The 18,241-nt window shown below is 63.5% G+C and carries 13 protein-coding genes; 5 read left to right on the top strand and 8 right to left on the bottom strand.

The window, feature by feature from the left end; all coding sequences use genetic code 11:
- Window positions 1-189: 189 nt before the first annotated feature.
- From D1646_RS23740 to D1646_RS13230, 5 genes are all read right to left on the bottom strand, one after another.
- Window positions 190-1,113: an AraC family transcriptional regulator gene (locus D1646_RS23740; RefSeq protein WP_160636908.1), complete on the bottom strand. Its 924-nt coding sequence runs from the start codon at window positions 1,111-1,113 to the stop codon at window positions 190-192.
- 138 nt (window positions 1,114-1,251) lie between these two features.
- Window positions 1,252-3,093, bottom strand: a complete 1,842-nt coding sequence (locus D1646_RS13245) for an S-layer homology domain-containing protein (RefSeq protein ID WP_160636907.1) — start codon at window positions 3,091-3,093, stop codon at window positions 1,252-1,254.
- Window positions 3,094-3,334: 241 nt separating this feature from the next.
- A complete protein-coding gene (locus D1646_RS13240; protein ID WP_160636906.1) occupies window positions 3,335-4,585 on the bottom strand; it encodes an ABC transporter permease in 1,251 nt (416 codons plus the stop codon).
- Window positions 4,582-5,325: an ABC transporter ATP-binding protein gene (locus D1646_RS13235; RefSeq protein ID WP_279279943.1), complete on the bottom strand. Its 744-nt coding sequence runs from the start codon at window positions 5,323-5,325 to the stop codon at window positions 4,582-4,584. The genes D1646_RS13240 and D1646_RS13235 overlap by 4 nt, the downstream gene beginning before the upstream one ends.
- 15 nt (window positions 5,326-5,340) lie before the next feature.
- Complete coding sequence (locus D1646_RS13230) at window positions 5,341-6,969, bottom strand: efflux RND transporter periplasmic adaptor subunit (RefSeq protein WP_160636905.1); 1,629 nt, start codon at window positions 6,967-6,969, stop codon at window positions 5,341-5,343.
- A 424-nt stretch (window positions 6,970-7,393) separates the two neighbouring features.
- Here D1646_RS13230 and D1646_RS13225 point away from each other — a divergent pair, with 424 nt between their 5' ends.
- On the top strand, window positions 7,394-7,735 hold the full coding sequence (locus D1646_RS13225; RefSeq protein WP_160636904.1) for a helix-turn-helix transcriptional regulator: 342 nt from the start codon (window positions 7,394-7,396) through the stop codon (window positions 7,733-7,735).
- A 56-nt stretch (window positions 7,736-7,791) separates the two neighbouring features.
- Here the strand turns inward: D1646_RS13225 and D1646_RS13220 are convergent, their stop codons facing one another.
- Entirely contained in the window at window positions 7,792-9,546 is a 1,755-nt protein-coding gene (locus D1646_RS13220; RefSeq protein WP_160636903.1) for a hypothetical protein, read from the bottom strand.
- 165 nt (window positions 9,547-9,711) lie between these two features.
- Here D1646_RS13220 and D1646_RS13215 point away from each other — a divergent pair, with 165 nt between their 5' ends.
- From D1646_RS13215 to D1646_RS13205, 3 genes are all read left to right on the top strand, one after another.
- On the top strand, window positions 9,712-10,875 hold the full coding sequence (locus tag D1646_RS13215; protein WP_160636902.1) for an MFS transporter: 1,164 nt from the start codon (window positions 9,712-9,714) through the stop codon (window positions 10,873-10,875).
- On the top strand, window positions 10,872-11,669 hold the full coding sequence (locus D1646_RS13210; protein WP_160636901.1) for a histidinol-phosphatase HisJ family protein: 798 nt from the start codon (window positions 10,872-10,874) through the stop codon (window positions 11,667-11,669). Before D1646_RS13215 ends, D1646_RS13210 begins: the two co-directional genes overlap by 4 nt.
- A gap of 84 nt (window positions 11,670-11,753) precedes the next feature.
- Window positions 11,754-12,320 (top strand): TetR/AcrR family transcriptional regulator, encoded by a 567-nt coding sequence (locus D1646_RS13205; protein ID WP_160636900.1) that lies wholly within the window; start codon window positions 11,754-11,756, stop codon window positions 12,318-12,320.
- Between the two features lie 41 nt (window positions 12,321-12,361).
- Here D1646_RS13205 and D1646_RS13200 read toward each other — a convergent pair whose 3' ends face one another.
- Both D1646_RS13200 and D1646_RS13195 read right to left on the bottom strand, forming a co-directional pair.
- Entirely contained in the window at window positions 12,362-14,485 is a 2,124-nt protein-coding gene (locus D1646_RS13200; protein ID WP_160636899.1) for an MMPL family transporter, read from the bottom strand.
- Between the two features lie 16 nt (window positions 14,486-14,501).
- A complete protein-coding gene (locus D1646_RS13195; protein WP_160636898.1) occupies window positions 14,502-17,219 on the bottom strand; it encodes a hypothetical protein in 2,718 nt (905 codons plus the stop codon).
- A 149-nt stretch (window positions 17,220-17,368) separates the two neighbouring features.
- On the opposite strand from D1646_RS13195, the gene D1646_RS13190 reads away from it, so the two are divergent.
- Complete coding sequence (locus tag D1646_RS13190) at window positions 17,369-17,956, top strand: TetR/AcrR family transcriptional regulator (protein WP_160636897.1); 588 nt, start codon at window positions 17,369-17,371, stop codon at window positions 17,954-17,956.
- Window positions 17,957-18,241: the final 285 nt, after the last annotated feature.

The following is an 18,241-nucleotide window of genomic DNA, read 5'->3' as shown; positions in this document are numbered from 1 at the left end:
TTTTGAAAGGGGGTGCCTGAGCGGAGCGAGGGCGGGGGATTGTCTTAGGAAATCTGCTTCTATTTCAGATTTCAAGTCGAAGCAATGCCAGCAGGTCAATCCCCACCGCACCGCTCCGCCCCTTTTCAAAGGGGCCAGGCCGCCTGCGGGCGGGACGGGGGACGAGCCCTGCGAAGCAGTGCCAGCAAATCAATCCCCACCGCCCCTCTCCCTCTGTCCGTCCTTCCGGTACTCCCGGGGGGCACAGCCGAAGCGGCAGCGGAAGGTACGGCTGAAATAGCTGCTGGTCCCAAAGCCGCAGGACACGGCAATCTCCGTCACCGACAGTCCGGTGTGGGCCAGCAGGCGGCAGGACTGGCGCAGGCGCAGGTCGGTGAGGTACTGGAAGGGGCTCAGACCCAGCGTCTCCTGGAAGCAGCGGCTGCACTCCCGGGGGCTGACGCACCCCGCCTGAGCGATCTGGTCCAGGGTCAGCTTCTCACGGTAGTGGGCGTCCATAAACTCCATCATGGTCTTGACCCGCAGGCTGTTGGCCCTCCGACCGGGCCGCGCGACCCACTCCCGTCCCTGGGACAGCTCCAGGGCGTACCGCAGCATCCGGGCGGCCTGGGCCTTGGACTCCAGCTCCCAGCCCGGCTCCGCCCCCTGATAGACGGCGAGGGCTTGGCGGACCAGCTCCAGCAGCTCCCGCTCCTCTGGCCTGTCCTGTCCCAGCCGCAGCAGGGCCAGACCCGGGTCCTCCACCAGAGGGCGGATGTATTTCCGGTTTATAAGGCTGTCCTCCTCCCCGCCCACAAACCGGGGGTGGAAGAGCACCTCCTCCTGGAGACAGGGGACCTCCCCCCGCTGGCGGGTCATGTGGAGGACCCCCGCGTTGAGAAAGCCCCCCTCCCCCGCCTGGAACACGTGGCAGCCGCTGGGCAGGTGGTACTCCAGTACGCCGGCCCGAATGTAAAACAGCTCCACCTCCTCGTGCCAGTGCCAGGGGCAGGTGCGGTCCATCAGGGCCTCCATGCTGCACAGGTTGGCCACATAGGGGAACTCTGGACTGCTCCGGGCAACCCGCTCCTCCAGCGTCTCCCGGTCGATGACCAGACTGCTGCACCCCTCCATTGTGATCTCCCCCTTTCTTCGTTCAAATTATAGCGGTTTTGGGTTGAAATGCAAGGGGCAGCCTGCGTTTCCCGCCGAAAATCCCTCAGGAGCTGAAACAGCCGCGGCCCCCACGTCGGTTTGGGACCGCGGCTGTGTTTATTTGACGATGATGACGCGGATGCGCCCGCCCTGGGACTCCTCCTTGTCGTACCAGGCGGTCAGGGTCCTGCCCTCCTCCTCCGCCCGGGCCAGACTGGACAGATAGTACCGGTTGCCCCGGAACTCGTACACCGCCACCTGGTCGGACAGGGTGTACTTCCGATTCCCCGCCGCAAACCGACCGTCCACCAGTTCTCCGGTCCCGGCGCTGGTGAGGGAGTACAGCCGGTCAGGATTGGTCAGCTCTCCCACCACGCGGATAGGAGCCCCCTCCAGCAGGAAGCGGGTCGTGGTGCCCGGCAGGGTGTAGGTCGTGCCCTCCACGTCGTACTCGTAGCTGAAGAACTTGCTGGTCCCCTCGCCCTGCTCCTCAAACTGGGTCAGAACGCCGTAGTGATAGGCGTCTCCGGTGACGTCGCTGAGGATGAGGGTCTCAATCTCCCCCTGGGGATTCAGGGCGTAGTAGCGCACCTTGCTCCGGTCCAGCTTCAGCCCCGCCAGCCGCTCCGGGGAGATGACCGCCCCCTGCTTGTTGCCCACATCCAGAATCTCCGCCCCTGGGGCAAATGCGTATTGACCCAGCTTGGTCCCGTCGGCGCTCACCGTGCCCTCCAGGGCCGCGGCGGACAGTCCCCGCAGGGAGATGGTCCCCTCCTTGGCGGCCACGGTGGCCCGGACCACATTGCCCGCCTGGTAGTTGCCCCCGGCCTGATACTGATAAGTCTGGCCGTCGGTGGCCAGGATGGTCACAGTCTGGGCGCTGTAGGTCCCCCCGTCCCCGTCGGGGTGGGAGGATTTCACCGCCTCCAGCACCACGCCGATGCGCTCCCCGGCGCTGGCGGACACGTCGGCCACCGCCGCAACTCCGCCGCTGCGGCCCAGCAGCAGAGTCACCGTACTGCCCAGGTGATACTGCCCCAGGTCGGACAGGGCGTAGGCGGCGGCGGAGCTCTCAATGGCGTAGGTCCGCCCCGCCACCGTCACCGAGGTGGGGGCCGCGCCGGAGGGCTCAATGGCCTGGATGGTGCCGGTGGCCTTCTTGGCGTAGGCCCACACCGTGCCCATGGAGGCGTTCCAGTAGACAATGTCGTAATTTTGAATGTTGTCCAGCGCCGCCGCGCTGTTGTTGCGGTACACCTTGGCAGGAACAAAGCCCAGCTCTCTCTGCCAGCCGCTCTGGACCACCACCGGGCCCTCCATCTCCCCGTTCACCAGAGAGACCAGGTCGGGCTTGCCCGAGGCGTCCAGGCTGTGGCCCAGCAGCTGAATGTAGGGGGTCCCCTCCTTGGTCCGGGCGGAGAGCAGGTTGTAGAAGAGATAGACCGCGTCCTGCCGGCTCAGGGAGCTGGCCGCACTGGCGGCGGTCATCCCCCGGTCCAGCTTCAGGCTGCGGAGCATGGACAGCTGTCCGGTGGGATAGGCGCCGGAGAAGTCCTCCTGACTGTAGCCCAGCAGCGTCAGGACCATGCCGGCGGCCTCCGCCAGCGTGATCTCCCGCTCCGGGCGGAAGGTGCCGTCGCTGAACGCGGAGACCATCCCCCGGCTCACCGCCGCCTCCACATAGCCGCTGGCCCAGTGGGTCCGGGGCACGTCGGGGTAGGGGGAGGAGGAGGCCTGGCCCACGCCGTCTCCTCCGGGGGACGCCTTGATGGCCATTGCCACAAATTCCGCCCGGCTCACCTTGGCAGACAGATTTTCTGTCTGGTCCACAATGCCCAGGGCGTTCACCGCCTGAACCGCGTCCTCCAGCGACGCCGCGCTTCCCGAGGCCAGCGCCGGGACCGCCAGCGTCAGCGCCATGCAGAGCGCTAAAGTCGCCGCTAACAGCTTTCTTCTCATAATATCCTTCCTTTCTTTTCTTCCTTTTTCTTTGAAAAGAAAAAGGAAGCGAAAAAGAAACTTTTGCGCAAAACTTCGTTTTGCTTGCTGCGCTGCTCACGATGGCTCGAACTCTCGCTCCAACGTTGTCACGCCTCGCCTGCTCACAACGCGCGGCTCAGCGCTTCTGTGAAAAAACGAAGTTTTTTCCAAAAATTTTTCTTTGTTTCTTTCTTTTTATAAAAAGAAAGAAGAGAGGGAGTCAGTCGTATCTCAGGGCGTCGATGGGGTTCAGCTTCGCCGCCTTGTTGGCGGGCAGGTAGCCGAAGAGGATGCCGATGCCCACAGAGACCCCGAAGCTTAGGCCGATGGCCCCCAGGGTTGGGCTTGCGTTGAAGGTGATGCCGCTGGTCCCCAGGCTGGCCACCAGCATACCCCCCAGCAGGGCCTCCAGGGCCTTTGCCAGCAGACAGCCAAAGCCGATGCCCAGCAGGCCCCCAATGGCGGAGGTGGTGCCCGCCTCAATGACGAACTGGCTGCGGATGTCCTTCCGCTTGGCCCCCAGGGACTTGCGCACGCCGATCTCCCGGGTGCGCTCGGTGACGGAGACCAGCATGATATTCATGATGCCGATGCCGCCCACCAGAAGGCTGATCGCAGCGATGGCCACCAGCACGCCCATAGCCACCCCCATCATGCCGTTGATCTGGTTGGCCTGCTCGGCCATGGTGATAATGTAGAAGTAATTATACATGCCGTCGTCCGTCCGGTAGAAATCGTTGAGGTAGGCCTCAATCACCCTTTTGGCGGCGTCGGCGGTCTCGCCGGAGGTGCTGGTGAAGATGTATATGCCTACCCACCGGTCGCCAATAATCTCCATGACGGTACTATAGGGCATATAAATCTGATCGTCCTGACTGCCGGGGAGCATCTCCAGCTCGGCGTTGCGCTTCAGCACCCCCACCACGGTGAGGGTCCGGCCATTGATGGACAGCTGTTTCCCCAGGGCGTCGCCGTTGAAGGCCTCCTGTTCCAGATAGGCCCCGATAACGCAGACCGCCTCCCGGCGCTCCACGTCCATGTAGCTGATAAAGCGGCCCTTGGCCAGCTGTTCACCGTCCATGGTGTAGTTGGTAGCGGCATTGTACATGATCTCGCTGACCCCGTACACGCTAGTCCGGTCAAACTTCTCGTCCCCGTGGCGGACCACGCCGCCCAGGTTGATGTAGGGGGACACGCCGGTGAGGACATCCGGATTGCCGTCTACCAGCTCATACAGCTCCTCCGGGTCGGGCATCATGCCGTCTCCCACAGACCAGAGCTGGGCCTGGATCATGTTGATGCCCATCTTGTCGATCTGCTGCTGGACCATGCCGGTGAGGCCGTTGCCCAACGAGAGAATCACAATCACCGCTCCCACGCCGATGATGATGCCCAGCATAGTGAGCAGGGCCCGCATTTTACTGGTGGTCAGGGACTTGATGGCCAGGCGGAAGGACTGGGTGAAGTTCATGCGCTCTCCACCTCCTCTTCCTCTGCGCCGTGGGGCTGGACCACCGCCCGGGGGTCGCGGGAATCCCCGTCGTAGATGATTTTTCCGTCCTGGAGGCGGACAATGCGGTCCGCCTTGATGGCGATGGAGTTGTCGTGGGTGATGAGGACCACCGTATTTCCCTCCCGGTGCAGCTGCTTGAGGAATTTCAGCACCTCACGCCCGGTGCGGGAATCCAGAGCGCCGGTGGGCTCGTCGGCCAGGATCAGGCTGGGGTCTCCGGCCAGGGCCCGGGCGATGGACACCCGCTGCTGCTGGCCGCCGGACAGCTGAGAGGGCAGGTTTTTCCCCTTGTCCGCCAGCCCTACCCGCTCCAGGGAGCGCAGGGCCCGTTCCCGCCGCTCCTCCCCGGGCACCCCGGCATAGAGCAGGGGGAGCTCCACATTTTCCAGCACCGTCAGCTTGGGGATCAGGTTGTACTGCTGGAAGATGAAGCCCAGCATTTTGTTGCGGATCTCCGCCTGCTGGTCGTCGTCCATGGTGGACACGTCCACGCCCCCCAGGTGGTAGGTCCCCGAGGTGGGCACATCCAGACAGCCGATGATATTCATGGCGGTGGACTTGCCGGAGCCGGAGGAGCCCACGATAGCCACAAACTCCCCCTGATCGATGGTCAAATCAACCCCGTCCAGGGCGTGGACCGTCTCGGAGCCCATCTGGTAGATTTTGTAGATGTTTTTCAGTTCAATGAGGTGTTCCAAGGTTCATCGACCTCCCTAGGACACGGCAGCGCTGCCGCCGCCCGCGTCCATACCGCTCTGGGCGGGCGCCAGGACCATGTCCCCCTCGCTGAGGCCGGAGGTGATCTCCACATAGGTCCCGTCGCTGCCCCCCAGGGTCACGTTCCGCTCCTCCACGCTGGCGGGGTCGGCGATGGTGACCCCGTCCTCGGCCAGACAGCCCTCCAGAGGGACCAGAACGGTGTCTCCCCGCTGGACCGCAGAGGCGGGGACGGACAGGGCGTTTTTCGTCTGCTCCACAATGATGTCAGCGGACACGTTCATCCCCGGATTCAGCCCGCCGTAGTCCTCCAGGAGGATGGTGGCGGGGTAGGTGGTAAAGCCATTGGTGGTGGTGCCGTTGATGCTCACCCGGTCCACCCGGCCCTCAAAGACCTGGCCGGGGATGGCGTCGGCGGTGATATCGACCCTCTGGCCCTCCTGGAGCTTGCTCAGGTCCAGCTCACTGATGTTCATCTCCAGCTTTAAGTAGCTCAAGTCGTAGATCACGGCCAGGGAGCCGGACTCGATATTGTTCACGTTGTCCCCCGCCTTGATGTTCTTCTCGATGACGGTGCCCGAGATGGGGGCGGTGATGGTGTAGTTCTCCAACGTATCCTGGGCCCGCTGGAGGGAGAGTTTGGCGTTTTCCAGGTTGATGGCCAGGTCCTCCAGGGTGCTCCGGGCGGCGGTCCCGCCCAGGACGGCCAGGGCCCCGCCGGCGGATACCCGGCTGCCGGCGGTGACAGGGACGTCGGTCACCTCGCCGCTGGCCTGAGCCACCACGGTCTGGCGCAGGGCCTCCTCAAAATTGGCGCTGCCGGCACAGGCGATGTCTCCCACCTGGGCGGTGGCGGCGTTGGCGGCGGTGAGGGCCCCGGGGTTGCTGACCCGAATCTTCACATTCCGCACCAGGGCCCCGCCGGTCCCCACCAAGTCGGCGGTGGACACCGACTCCACCGTGCCGGACAGGGTCTCCATGGTGCCGGCGATGGTCACCTGGGCGGCCTGGCCGGCGGAAATCTGCTGGGCGTCGGCGGAGTGGAAGGGGATCACCGCGGTCAGAGTGGAGGTGTCGGCAATCTCAGCGATGGGAGTTCCCGGGGAGACCAGGTCCCCCTTCTGCACCAGCACCTGCTGGACCACGCCCCCCTCCGCGGCCCGGACGGTGAGGTTGGCGGCCAGGTCGTCATAGCTCTTCTGGGCCTGACGGACAGACAGCTCCGCCTGCTGGATGCTCATCTCCGCGTCCCTGGCGTCCAGGCGGTAAAGCAGCTGGCCCTTCTCCACCCGGTCCCCCACCTCGAAGGGGGCCTCTACCACCTCGCCGGTGACCAGGGGCTTGAGATAGTAGGACTCGATGGGGGTCACGGTGCCCGTACCCGAGACGGAGACGGTCAGGTCCCGGCGCTGGACGGTATCCGGCACGTACTGCCCGGCCAGGGCCGCCCCGGGGGCGCCGCCGGGCTTCAGGGCGAACCAGGCCGCGCCCAGGCCGATCAAGGCCAGGACGGCGATTCTGCGGGCCCACTTTTTCCCCTTCCGCCCCCCGGGCAGGCGGAGGGCCGGCAGCTTTCGTTTTGTCTGCTGGGGCGCTTCCGGGGTTGCAACAGATGTGGTTTCCATATTCATTCTCCTCACTTCCAGATTTGGATTATGTCATTCCGGTGTTCCGGTCTATCTCTGCGGGGACCATTGTAGCGGACGTTCCTTACATTTTTCAAAAGAAAAGATAAAATTTCCATTAAATTTTTGGCCCCGCGCCGGGAGACCTCCTGTTTCCCACCTTACCTCCCGGCCATAAAGACAGCGGTTAAGAAAAGGGTTAAGATTTGGGAAAGATTTCTCTCTGACCCCACCGTACACCTTCCAGCAGGGGGAAGGTCAAGGGAAATTTGCCGTTTTTAGAAAATTTTGCCCCTTCCCCCTTTCCGGCTCCGCTATTATAATTCTTAGTATCTGGGAAATCAATATAAAAATCATTAAATTTAAGAAAAATAGGAGAAGTCCCCGCCTGTGTCTTAAAATATAAGAAAAGGGGGCGCGCTGTATGACAGAACTGGGACCGGCCCTGCGGCTGGCCCGGGAACGCCGTGAGCTGACACAGGTGCAGGTCATGGCGATGACCGGCATTAACAACAAAACCCTCTCCGGCTATGAAAACGGAGTCGCGGAGCCCGACCTGGAGACGCTGGCCATTCTGCTGCGGCTGTACCAGGCCTCGGCGGACCAGCTGCTGGGGCTGAACAGGTCCCCTCTCCCCTCTGACGAGGAGCGGCTGCTGGCGCAGTACCGGCAGATGTCCCCTGAGCTGCGAAAGGGTCTGCTCTATCTGCTGGACGCCCTGCTGATCTACCGGGGCAAGCGGGACGGGGAGACCGGCTCCCCCTGACCCCAAACAGATAAAAACATCGGGAGACCCCTGGGGGTTTCCCGATGCTTTTGTATTCAAGAGACGCTGTAGTAGATTGCCCCCACCGCCTGAGCGAACTGGGCCGCCGTACAGCCGGGCCGCCGGTCCAGCTGGCCCATGAGGCGGGTGTTGGCCAGGTCCCCCCCGGCGGCGGACAGCCTCAGGGACGGGTCCCGCCGGGCCGCCCCCTCCCGGATCAGCCCAAAGCACGCCGGGCGCATGACCAGACGGCCAAAGAGGGTCCGCTCCCGGGCCTCGGGCCGGAGGATCCAGTTCAGCTCCTGGGCGGTGACGGCCAGATATTCGCCGATTTCCCGGAACAGCTCCGCCGCCCCCTGACTCCGGGCGGCCTGCTCCATAAAAAACTCCAGACAGGGCTTGCGCATATCCTCCGGCTCTGTGGGGACAATGAGCCGGTCCCCCTCCCACCGGAACAGCCCCCGGTCCACCGCCTCCTGAAACAGCGCCGGGTCCTCCCGGGGCAGGCGGTGGGCGGCCAGCCGGAACACCCCCCACTGGCTGGCGTACTTTTGCAGCGCCCCGGGCAGGCCGGTGTTGACGCTGCGGTTGCTGCGGACGTCCTCCGGGTCGAAGCGGTCCCGCTGGTCCCGGCTGCCCAGGTCGAGGATGAAGTTGTACACCTCCAGGGGGAGGTCGGGGATGGAGCCGTCGGGCAGGACCCAGCCGGTGCCTAGGTCGGTGCCCAGGGAGTGGGCGAAAAAGCCCTGGGACAGGTCCGCGCCCCCCGCCGCCTGCTCCACCGCGGCGGTGAAGGCGGCCATGGGTCCGTCGTTGACGCACCGCACCGGCCCGCCGGGGACGGTATAGGCGGCCAGGTCCGCATTCAGTCCGGTGATTTTGGCAAACTGCTCCTCGTAGTCCAGCAGGGGGTTGTTCCGCATCCCCTGGGTCTTGGGGGTCTCGCCCCCCACAATCCGGTTTTGAATCACCACGTCGGGGAAGGACAGGCCGATGGCGTTGAAACTCCGCAGGTCCCCGCCGGCGGCCCTCTCCATGGTCTCCGCCGCCCGCTCCATCTCCGTCAGAGTGGCCCGCCGCTCCAGGGCGGAGTGGACCACCTCCGCCCCCCGCCCGGCTTGGCACAGACTGCCCGCCGCCCGCATCAGACGGGTCAGCAGCAACAGGGGACCGGTGAGCTCCTCCCCCCGGGCAAAGGCGGCGGGGAACCAGTCGAACTCCTTGCACAGGACCAGGTCCCCGTCTGCGCTCACCGCCAGCTTCACGTCGGTGCCCCCCACGTCCATGCCCAGCAGCAGCTTGCCCCGGGTCCGGGCGGGCAGCTGGTCAAAGACGGGCCGGAGAGGGGCGGGGCGGGCCGCCTCCGGCACGGCGGGCTCCTCCTTGACGTCAAGCAGACAGAACCGGAACCCCTCCCGCCCCTGAAACAGGGCGTTCAGAACCCGCTCGTTTACGTTGAGGCACTTGCCGTAGCCGGTGCGCGCCCCCTTCTCCAGCCGGGTCTGGAACACCCGGTCCAGGCTTCCGGCCAGCTCCGTCCCCCCTGCGGGGTCCCAATAGAGCTCCACCTTCACCGCCCCCAGGGCGGAGAGGATATTGTAAATATGGGCGTAGAGATACTCCGCCGCAAAGTCCGCCTCCGCCTCTCCCCGGGTCCGGGGCAGGGTCAGGGGGAAGACCCGGACAGAGCCGTCGTAGAGGGTCACGTGGATGTGGAAGGGCAGGGTCCCCTGGCGCTGAAAGGCCGCCCGCACGTCGGGGAGAAACACAGGCTGTCCGGCAGCCGCCTGGCGCAGAAATCCTTGCATCATAACAGCTCACTCCTTTGTCCTCCTATTCTACCATAGAAGGGGGCGGCTGTGGGCAAAAGTTTTTGGCGTGATTGTGCAAATTTCTGGCTGAGTATTGATAGAAAATCCGGCGCGGATACCATATTATGATAGCGCGCCCGAGATTTGTGAAATGAGGTGTCTGCCGTGCCCCTGCTTTTACTTATCATCTACCTGGCCTTCATCAGCCTGGGCCTGCCCGACTCCCTGCTGGGCTCCGCCTGGCCCTCCATGTACGCCGGGCTGGGGGTCCCCATGTCCTGGGCGGGGGGAATTTCCATGATTATCGCCCTGGGCACCATTATCTCCAGCCTGTTCAGCGACCTCCTCACCAAAAAGCTGGGAACGGGCAGGGTCACCGCCGTCAGCGTGGGGATGACCGCCCTGGCCCTCTTGGGCTTCTCGGTCAGCGGGACCTACTGGCAGCTGTGCCTGTGGGCCGTCCCCTACGGACTGGGGGCGGGGAGCGTGGACGCCGCCCTGAACAACTATGTGGCCCTCCACTACGCCAGCCGCCACATGAGCTGGCTGCACTGCATGTGGGGGCTGGGGGCCACCGCCGGACCCTACATTATGGGCTGGGCCCTTGCCGCCGGCCGGGGCTGGAATACGGGCTACCGGACCATCAGCCTGCTCCAGGCGGGGCTGACCGCAGTCCTGCTGTTCAGCCTCCCCCTGTGGAAGCACCGGGGCGGAGGCGGGGGAGAGGGGGCGGCTCCGGCCCTGGGCTTGGGAGAAATCTTCCGCATCCCCGGGGCCAAGGCGGTGATGGGGGCCTTCTTCTGCTACTGCGCCCTGGAGCAGACCGCCATCCTGTGGGCCAGCAGCTACCTGGTGCTGCAAAAGGGGATATCCCCGGAGACGGCGGCCCGCTTTGCCGGACTGTTCTTTATCGGCATCACGGCGGGACGGGGGCTGTGCGGTTTCCTGACTCTGAAGCTCAGCGACGTCCAGATGGTCCGCCTGGGCCAGGGGACCGCCGCCGTAGGGGTGGCCGCCCTGCTCCTCCCTCTGGGGGAGGGGGCCTCTCTGGCGGGGCTGGTCCTGGTGGGGCTGGGCTGCGCCCCCATCTACCCCTCTCTCATCCACTCCACCCCCGTCCACTTCGGCGCGGACCGGTCCCAGGCCGTCATCGGGGTCCAGATGGCCAGCGCCTATGTGGGCACCTGCCTTATGCCGCCCCTCTTCGGCCTCATCGCCCACCACGTCTCCCCCGCCCTGTTTGCCCCCTATCTTCTGGTCATCCTCCTTTTGATGACCGCCGCCCATGAGTCGCTGCTGCGCAGCACAGAGAAAGGAGCGCCCCAATGAACCGCTGTCTTACCGCAGACTACCACGTCCACACCGCCTTCAGCGACGACTCCCAGACCCCCATGGAGGACATGATCCGCCGGGCCCTGGAGCTGGGACTGTCTGAAATCTGCTTCACCGAGCACGTGGACTACGGCGTGAAAACCGTTGTGAACTGCGACTATCCCGCCTACTTCGCCGCCCTGGACCAGATGCGGGAGAAGTACCGGGGGAAGATCGCCATCCGGGCAGGCATTGAGTTTGGCGTCCAGCGGGAGACCATCCCCCAGTATCAGGCCGACCTCCAGACCTGGCCCTTCGACTTCGTCATCCTCAGCTGCCACCAGGTGGACAACCAGGAGTTCTGGAACGGCCAGTTTCAGGAGGGGAAGCGCCAGGAGGAGTTCCACGCCGCCTACTACCAGGCCATTTACGACGTGATGGAGGGCTATCAGGGCTACTCCATCCTGGGCCACCTGGACATGATCAAGCGGTACGACCCCTACGGCCTCTACCCCGACCAGAAGATCCTGCCCCTGGTGGAGAAGATCCTCCGCCGGGCCATTGCCGATGGCAAGGGCATCGAGGTCAACACCTCCTCCTTCCGCTACGGTTTGCAGGACCTGACCCCCTCGGAGTCCATCCTGGAGCTGTACCACGAGCTGGGGGGCCGGGTCCTGACCTTGGGCTCCGACGCCCACCAGGTCCCCTACCTGGCCGACCACTTCCCCGAGGTGCGGGAGATCCTGCGGGAGATCGGCTTCCGGGAGTTCTGCACCTTCGAAGGGATGCGCCCCCTGTTCCATCCCCTGTGAATCCACAGCTTTTTCCTCTGTTCAAAATTGGGAAAGTGTGATATACTGCATCACACAGCCATTGAGGCAGAGGAGGTGTTTCCCGTGTCCAGCTCCGCCAAACAGGCCATAAAGGACGCCTTTATGCGCCTGCTGGACCAGCGGCCCCTGAACCGGATCACGGTCAAGGACATTGTGGAGGTCTGCGGCGTCAACCGCAATTCCTTCTACTATCACTACCAGGGGCTCCCCGCCCTCATCGACGAGATCGTGGCCGAACAGGTGGACCTGCTCATCCGCCGCCACCCCACGGTGGACTCCCTGGAGCAGGGCCTGGACGCGGCGGTGGACTTCCTCCTGCAAAACAAGCGGGCGGTGCTCCACATCTACAACTCGGTGAGCCGGGACCTGTTTGAGCAGTATCTGATGGAGGTCTGCCGCTATGTGGTGACCTCCTACATAGAGGCGGGCTTCGCCGGGCGGCAGATCGCCCCCGGGGACAAGGAGGTGCTCATCCGCTACCACCGGTGCGAGTGCTTCGGCAACATCATCGACTGGCTGAACAGGGGCATGGAGGACGATATTTCCTCCTACTTCCGCCGGGTCTATGAGCTGAAGCGGGGCTGGGAGGGGGAGGCCATCCGCCAATCCAGCGTCTCCGCCGCCCCATAAAAACGTCCGCACCTCCCTTATGGGAGGTACGGACGTTTGAATTATTGGGAGACGCCCGCCGTGGGCTGCTCCTCTTTTTTTCTGCCCTTTTTCTCGGGGGGACTGGTCCGCCAGTGGAGGCTGGTCTTTTGGAACAGGGGCTCGCATACGCACAGCACCGCCGGCATCAGGAAGATGCTCACCAGGGCGGAGATAAAGGCGCCCCGGGCCAGCATGGTACAGATGGCCCCAATCAGGTCGATGGAGGAGACGAAGGATACCCCCAGGGTCGCGGCAAAAAGCACCAGGGCGCTGGTGATAATGGAGGCGTCGGAGGAGTCCGCCGCAATCTGAATGGCCTCCAGCCGGTCCTTGCCCGATCTCAGCTCGTCCTGGAACCGGGAGGTCATCAGAATGGCGTAGTCCACGGTGGCCCCCAGCTGGATACAGCTGATGATACAGGGGGCGATGAAGCAGACCTCGGCGCCAGTGAAATAGCTCATGCCCTGGTTGATGACGATGGCCAGCTCGATGGTGGCCACCAGCACCGCCGGGATGGAGATGGACTTGAACACAATGGCGATAATCAGGAAGATGGCGGCGATGGAGATGATGTTGGTTACCATAATATCCACGTTCATGGTCTCGATCAGGTCCCGGTACATGGCTCCCTCGCCGGTAATCATGGCGTTGGGGTCGTGGTCGTCGAGGATGGCCTGCATCTGGTCCAGCTGCTCGGCTACGCTGTCGGTGGCAGGCTCCCGGTTGGAGTTGACCATCATCATCTGGTAGCCGCCCTGCTTCAGAATATCCCGCACATCCTCCGGTATAAAGAAGTCGGGGATGCCGGTGCCCAGAATCTTGTGGTAGCTCAGTACGCTGGTGACCCCAGGGACCTCTTCCATCCGGGTCTCAATGTCGCTCATCTGGGCGGGGGTCAGGTCGTCCCGCAGGAGGATGAAGTGGGACACGGCCATATCAAAGTCCTTTTTCAGCTTCTCGTTGCTGACAATGGAGGGCAGATCCCGGGGCAGGGACTCGTCCAGCTTGTAGTACATGGTGGTGTGGTTTTGGGAGTACCAGGCGGGGGCCACCAGCAGCAGCATCAGCACCGCGAAGGCCCGCCTGTGGCGGATGACGAAGGCGTTGATGTGGTGCATACTGGGCAGGAAGGGACGGTGGGCGAAGCGGACAATATACTTGTCAAAAATCAGCACCAGGGAGGGCAGGACGAAGATGACGGTGGCAATGCCCAGCACAACCCCCTTGGCCATGACCAGGCCGATATTCTTGCCCAGGGTCATCTGCATGAAGCACAGGGCCAGAAATCCGGCGATGGTGGTGGCGCTGGAGCCGGACAGAGAACGGAAGGCGGCCACAATTGCCTGGGCCATAGCGTCCCGAATGTCATCATAGTGCTTCCGCTCCTCCATGTACCGGTGGTAGAGGAAGATGGAGTAGTCCATGGTGACGCCCAGCTGGAGGACGGCGGCAATGGCCTTAGTGATGTAGGAGATTTCTCCCAGGAAAATGTTGGTACCGAAGTTGTAGACAATGGCCATACCGATCCCTGTCAGGAACACCAGGGGCAGGGCGAAGGACTCCAGGGTCAGCAGCATGACGGCCAGGGCCAGCACCACCGCCAGGGCCACAAACACGGGCAGCTCCTTGTCCATGATGGCGCAGGTGTCCCGAACCACCACAGAGAAGCCGGCCAGGAAGCATTTCTCATTGCACAGCGCCCGGATCTGGTCAATGGCCTCCATGGTCTCGTCCGACGCGCCAGGGTACTCATACTGAATAATCATCATCGTGGCGCTTCCGGAGAAGAAGATATCCCGGAAGGAGGCGGGGATCATCTCCACAGGGATCTGAATGCCCACCATATTGGACAGCCAGATGGCGTTGGAGACCCCGGGGACCTTTTTAATCTCGTTAATCAGCTGGTTGGAGTAGCCCGCAGGCATCCCATCCACCATCAGCATACTGGTGGCGGCCATATGGAAGGGGTCCTCCAGCAGCTTCTCGCCCTGGGCGGAGGGCAGATCCTGGGGGAGGTAGGAGAGGATATCATAGTTAACGCGGGTCGCCACATAGCCCAGCGCCGAGGGGATCAGCAGCAGCACCGCCGCCAGTGCCACCAGCTTGGGCTTTCGGGTCAGCCAATGGGCAATTTTGTCCAGCATGGAAACTCCCCTCCTCTCAGTGGAACACACCGGTGATGGCGTTCCAGAAATCCCGGAACATCTGGGCAACGCGATCCCAGAAGGTGGTCTGTTCCTTCACGGCCACCGTCTCTGCGTCGTTCTTGGCATCCTCCTCCTTGATCTCCTGGGTGCGGATGAGAATCTGAATGCTGGAGGGGGCGGGATTGCGGCTGTCAGTGAGGGAGACGGGCTCCGCCCCGGCATCCATCAGCAGGATATTGTTTACATCGCCGGTGTACTCGTTCCAGGTGTCCTCGATAATATCGGTGATGGTGGTCTTGGCGTCCCGGACATCGCCGGTGGCGGCCAGGGCCTTGGCGGTCTGGCGCAGGGCGGCGGACAGCCCCTGGAGGGACTGCCTGGTCCCCGCGTCCAGCTGGTCGCCGGAGGTCTTCATCAGAGCCTCGGCGTCGGCCAGAAGGGTGTTCAGATCCCGGATGGTGGTCACGGCGGAGGTGCTCAGGGACCCCACATTGGCCAGCGCCTCCTGGAGGACGGGCTCACAGTCGTTCAGCACAAGGCGCAGGGCGTCGACCCCGCCCAGAATGTCCCGAATCTGCTGGGATGCCTTGCGCAGGGCGGCGGAGGTGTCGGCTGCGTCGTCCAGCAGGTCCACCAGGTCGTCCAGCTGGGCGCACAGGCTGGCCAGATCCCGCACGACCCGGGCGGTGGGATTGGTGATCCGGTCCAGGGTGCTGCTCAGCTCCCGCTGGATCTGGTTGATCTTCTCGTTGGCGCTGTCCAGGCCGCCGGCAATCAGGTCTACCGCCGCACTGCCCGCGCTCTGGTTCTCGTCGGAGGTATCGGGAATCTCATCGGGAGTCTCGGGGGTCTCGCTCTCCGGGGGCTGTTCGGGGGATTCCTGTTCGGGAGGCTCGGCGGGGGACTCCTCCTGGACGGGGGGCTCCTCATCCTGGACCTCAATTCCCGCAATCGCCGCCGCGTTCACAAACATACTGCCCGCCAGGGCCGCCGGCATGGCGCTGGTACCGGTCCCCATGGCGGTGACGGCGGCGGAGAGGGCCGGGGCGGCAATATCCTGGGCCTGCTTGCCGCCGCTCTCGATCAGCCACAGGTCGTTCATCTGCTTGGCCTGCTCCTTGGAGATGCCGGGGAGCTTTTCGCAGAACTGCTGGAAGGACAGGGACCTGGCCGCCTGATACAGGGCCTCCAGCTGGCGCACGCTGGGCAGCTGAGCCCGGATGGTCTGGCTCACCTGGGCCTGAATGGCCATACCCGCCGGGGAGGCCAGAATGGCGGCATAGTTCTCCTCGGTCACACCGGGGACGTGGGCAAAAATCTGCTCCTTGGTCTGGAGGGCGATGATCTGCTCCTCGCTGGCCCCCTGTTCCAGGGCCTGGGCCAGTTGGGCGGCCTGGGCGGCGTTGGAGGAGTCCGCCCCCTGGAGCTCCATCAGCCCCGCGAAAGCGGCCTGACGGTTTCCGCTGCGGGCGGTCTCGTAGACGCTGTGGACCTCCCGCACCTTCTTCACAGTGGCAGTGCCCGAGACGGAGCTCCCCCCGGTGGAGATGCTCACGCCCCCCAGGGCGCTGGCCAGGGCGTCCAGACTCTCCTTCATGTCCGCCGCGCTCTCCAGCAGGTCCTGTACGTCGCTGGTGCCGCTCTCCAGACCGGCCAGGGCGTTTTCCAGCTCCTTGAGCCGCTCCTGGAGCAACACCGTGGAGTCAGTTATGGTGTTGAGGACGGCCTGGGAGTCGGTAATGGTCTGGCTCAGAGTCTGGGCCCGCTGCTCTACCGGCTCCAGCAGGCCGGCTATGTTGGACAGGTCCCCCCGGAGCACGCCCGCCTCATCATAAATCAGGCCCTTGCCGTTGGAGATGGTCCCACGGGCAGTGTTCAGCTGGTCCAGGCCCTTGGCGGAGGCGTACAGCCCGCCTTGAATGTCGTTGAGGGCGTCCAGCAGGTTGTCCAGACTGCCGGACAGGGCCCGGTAGTCCTCCTCCAGGTCGTCCTTGCGCTGGCTCAGCTTGTTGATCTCCTCCAGCTGGGCCAGGGTTGCGGGCATCATCAGGAAGGTCATGCCCTCAAAGGCGAAGCTGTCGCTGCCCACCCGGATGGTGAAGTGCTGTTCCTCCCCGGGCAAAGCCATAAACAGCACCGTGCGCAGGTTGCCCACCAGCTGTACCTGTGCCCCGGGGGCCTCCAGAGAGAGGATGTCGTCCTGGTTGAACATGGCCGCCGCCGCCAGAGTGTAGTTGTAGCGGGCGTAGTCGCTGGCCCCCTCGTTGGGTACCAGGTCCAGCAAAATCTCCACCACTCCCGTCTTCCCCGCCAGCTCCTCCGCCCTGGCGGGTACACCGTTAAGGGTGTAGCGCAGAGTTATGGTCCAGGGCAGGTTCTGGAAGGGGGCGGAGGTCTTGCCCTCGAAATAGAAGTGGTCGGGGGCCTGGTCAAACTGGAAGGCGGTCCGCCCACTGCCCGAGGTAGGGACGGTGCCGTCGGTCAGGTTGACCACCTGGTCATAGACGCCATAATCGGTCAGGGAGCTGGCGCCGTTCAAGGTGTAGCTCTTGACCACACTGCCCTGGGTCAGGTTGCCGTAGTAGTCCAGGGTCGCATAGTAGGCCTCGTCATAGATCGGGGTCACACCGTCATCGATGGGGGCAGCGCAGACGGGAACCATGGCTGTCCCCGCTGTCAGAGCGGCCAGCACCAGTGCGGTGATGCGGGTTAATCTGCTGTGTCGTGTCATGGGGCATTCCTCCTAAGAATAATCAACCAAAGCGTTTTAATGCAAAAGGCGTTGACTTATTAACTGATGTTGATTATAATAGCAGCAGTTGAGTTGGTCAATAGACAAAAAGAAAAAAATGTCTAGTATGTCCCTAAGGAGGCGTCATTATGTTAAAAAATCCTGAGGACCGCCGGGCACGCCGGTCCAAAAAGCTACTGAAGCAGAGTCTGTTGGAGCTGATGAAGCAGAAATCCTTTTCTGAAATTTCGGTCCGGGATATCGCGGAGGAGGCCGACATGAACCGCGGGACCTTCTATCTGCACTACTCGGGCACCGCAGATCTGCTGAAAAGCGTGGAGGAGGAATTGCTGGAGGAACTGCAATCCCTCATCGACGCTCACATTCAGGAAACGGTGGCCGGCGGTACAGTGCGTCCGGTGCTGGAACCGCTGCTGGACTTCGCAGTGAGCCGCAGAGATGTCTGTGCAACCCTCTTTTCCAGCAGCGAGGCCAGCAGCTTCATCCAGTCCCTCCAGCAGCTCATCTGCCGCAACGGCGACGCCTTGGTGGAGGACTGGTTCCATCCCACGGATAAGAGCCTGACAGATTACTACCTCAGCTTCCTCACCTGGGGGGCCATCGGGCTGCTCAAGGAGTGGTTCGCCCAGGATATGGCTATGTCCCGGGAGGAACTGCTTTCCGCCGCCCAGCATATGGCCGAGGGCTCCGCCCAGCGCCTGTTCGCTCAGACGTAAAAACCGCCGCCCCTCCAGTCTGTACCGGAGGGGCGGCAGTTGAATTTTCTGGCGGCTTCGCCGCTTGTATTGCCCTGCTTCGCAGGGCTCATCCCCCGTCCCGCCCGCAGGCAGCCTGGCCCCTTTGAAAAGGGGCGGAGCGGTGCGGTGGGGATTGATTTGCAGGCACTGCTTCTACTTAAAAGCTGAAATAGAAGGTAGTCTGCCGATAACAATCCCCCGCCCTCGCTTCGCTCAGGGGCCCCCTTTGCCAAAGGGGACAAGCGGCTTCGCCGCTTGTGGGGG

The sequence above is a fragment of the Pseudoflavonifractor sp. 60 genome, from assembly GCF_009911645.1.
Classification (GTDB): domain Bacteria; phylum Bacillota; class Clostridia; order Oscillospirales; family Oscillospiraceae; genus Lawsonibacter.
The sequence above is the reverse complement of the archived record's forward strand: the minus strand, read 5'-3'. Positions and strand labels throughout refer to the sequence as shown.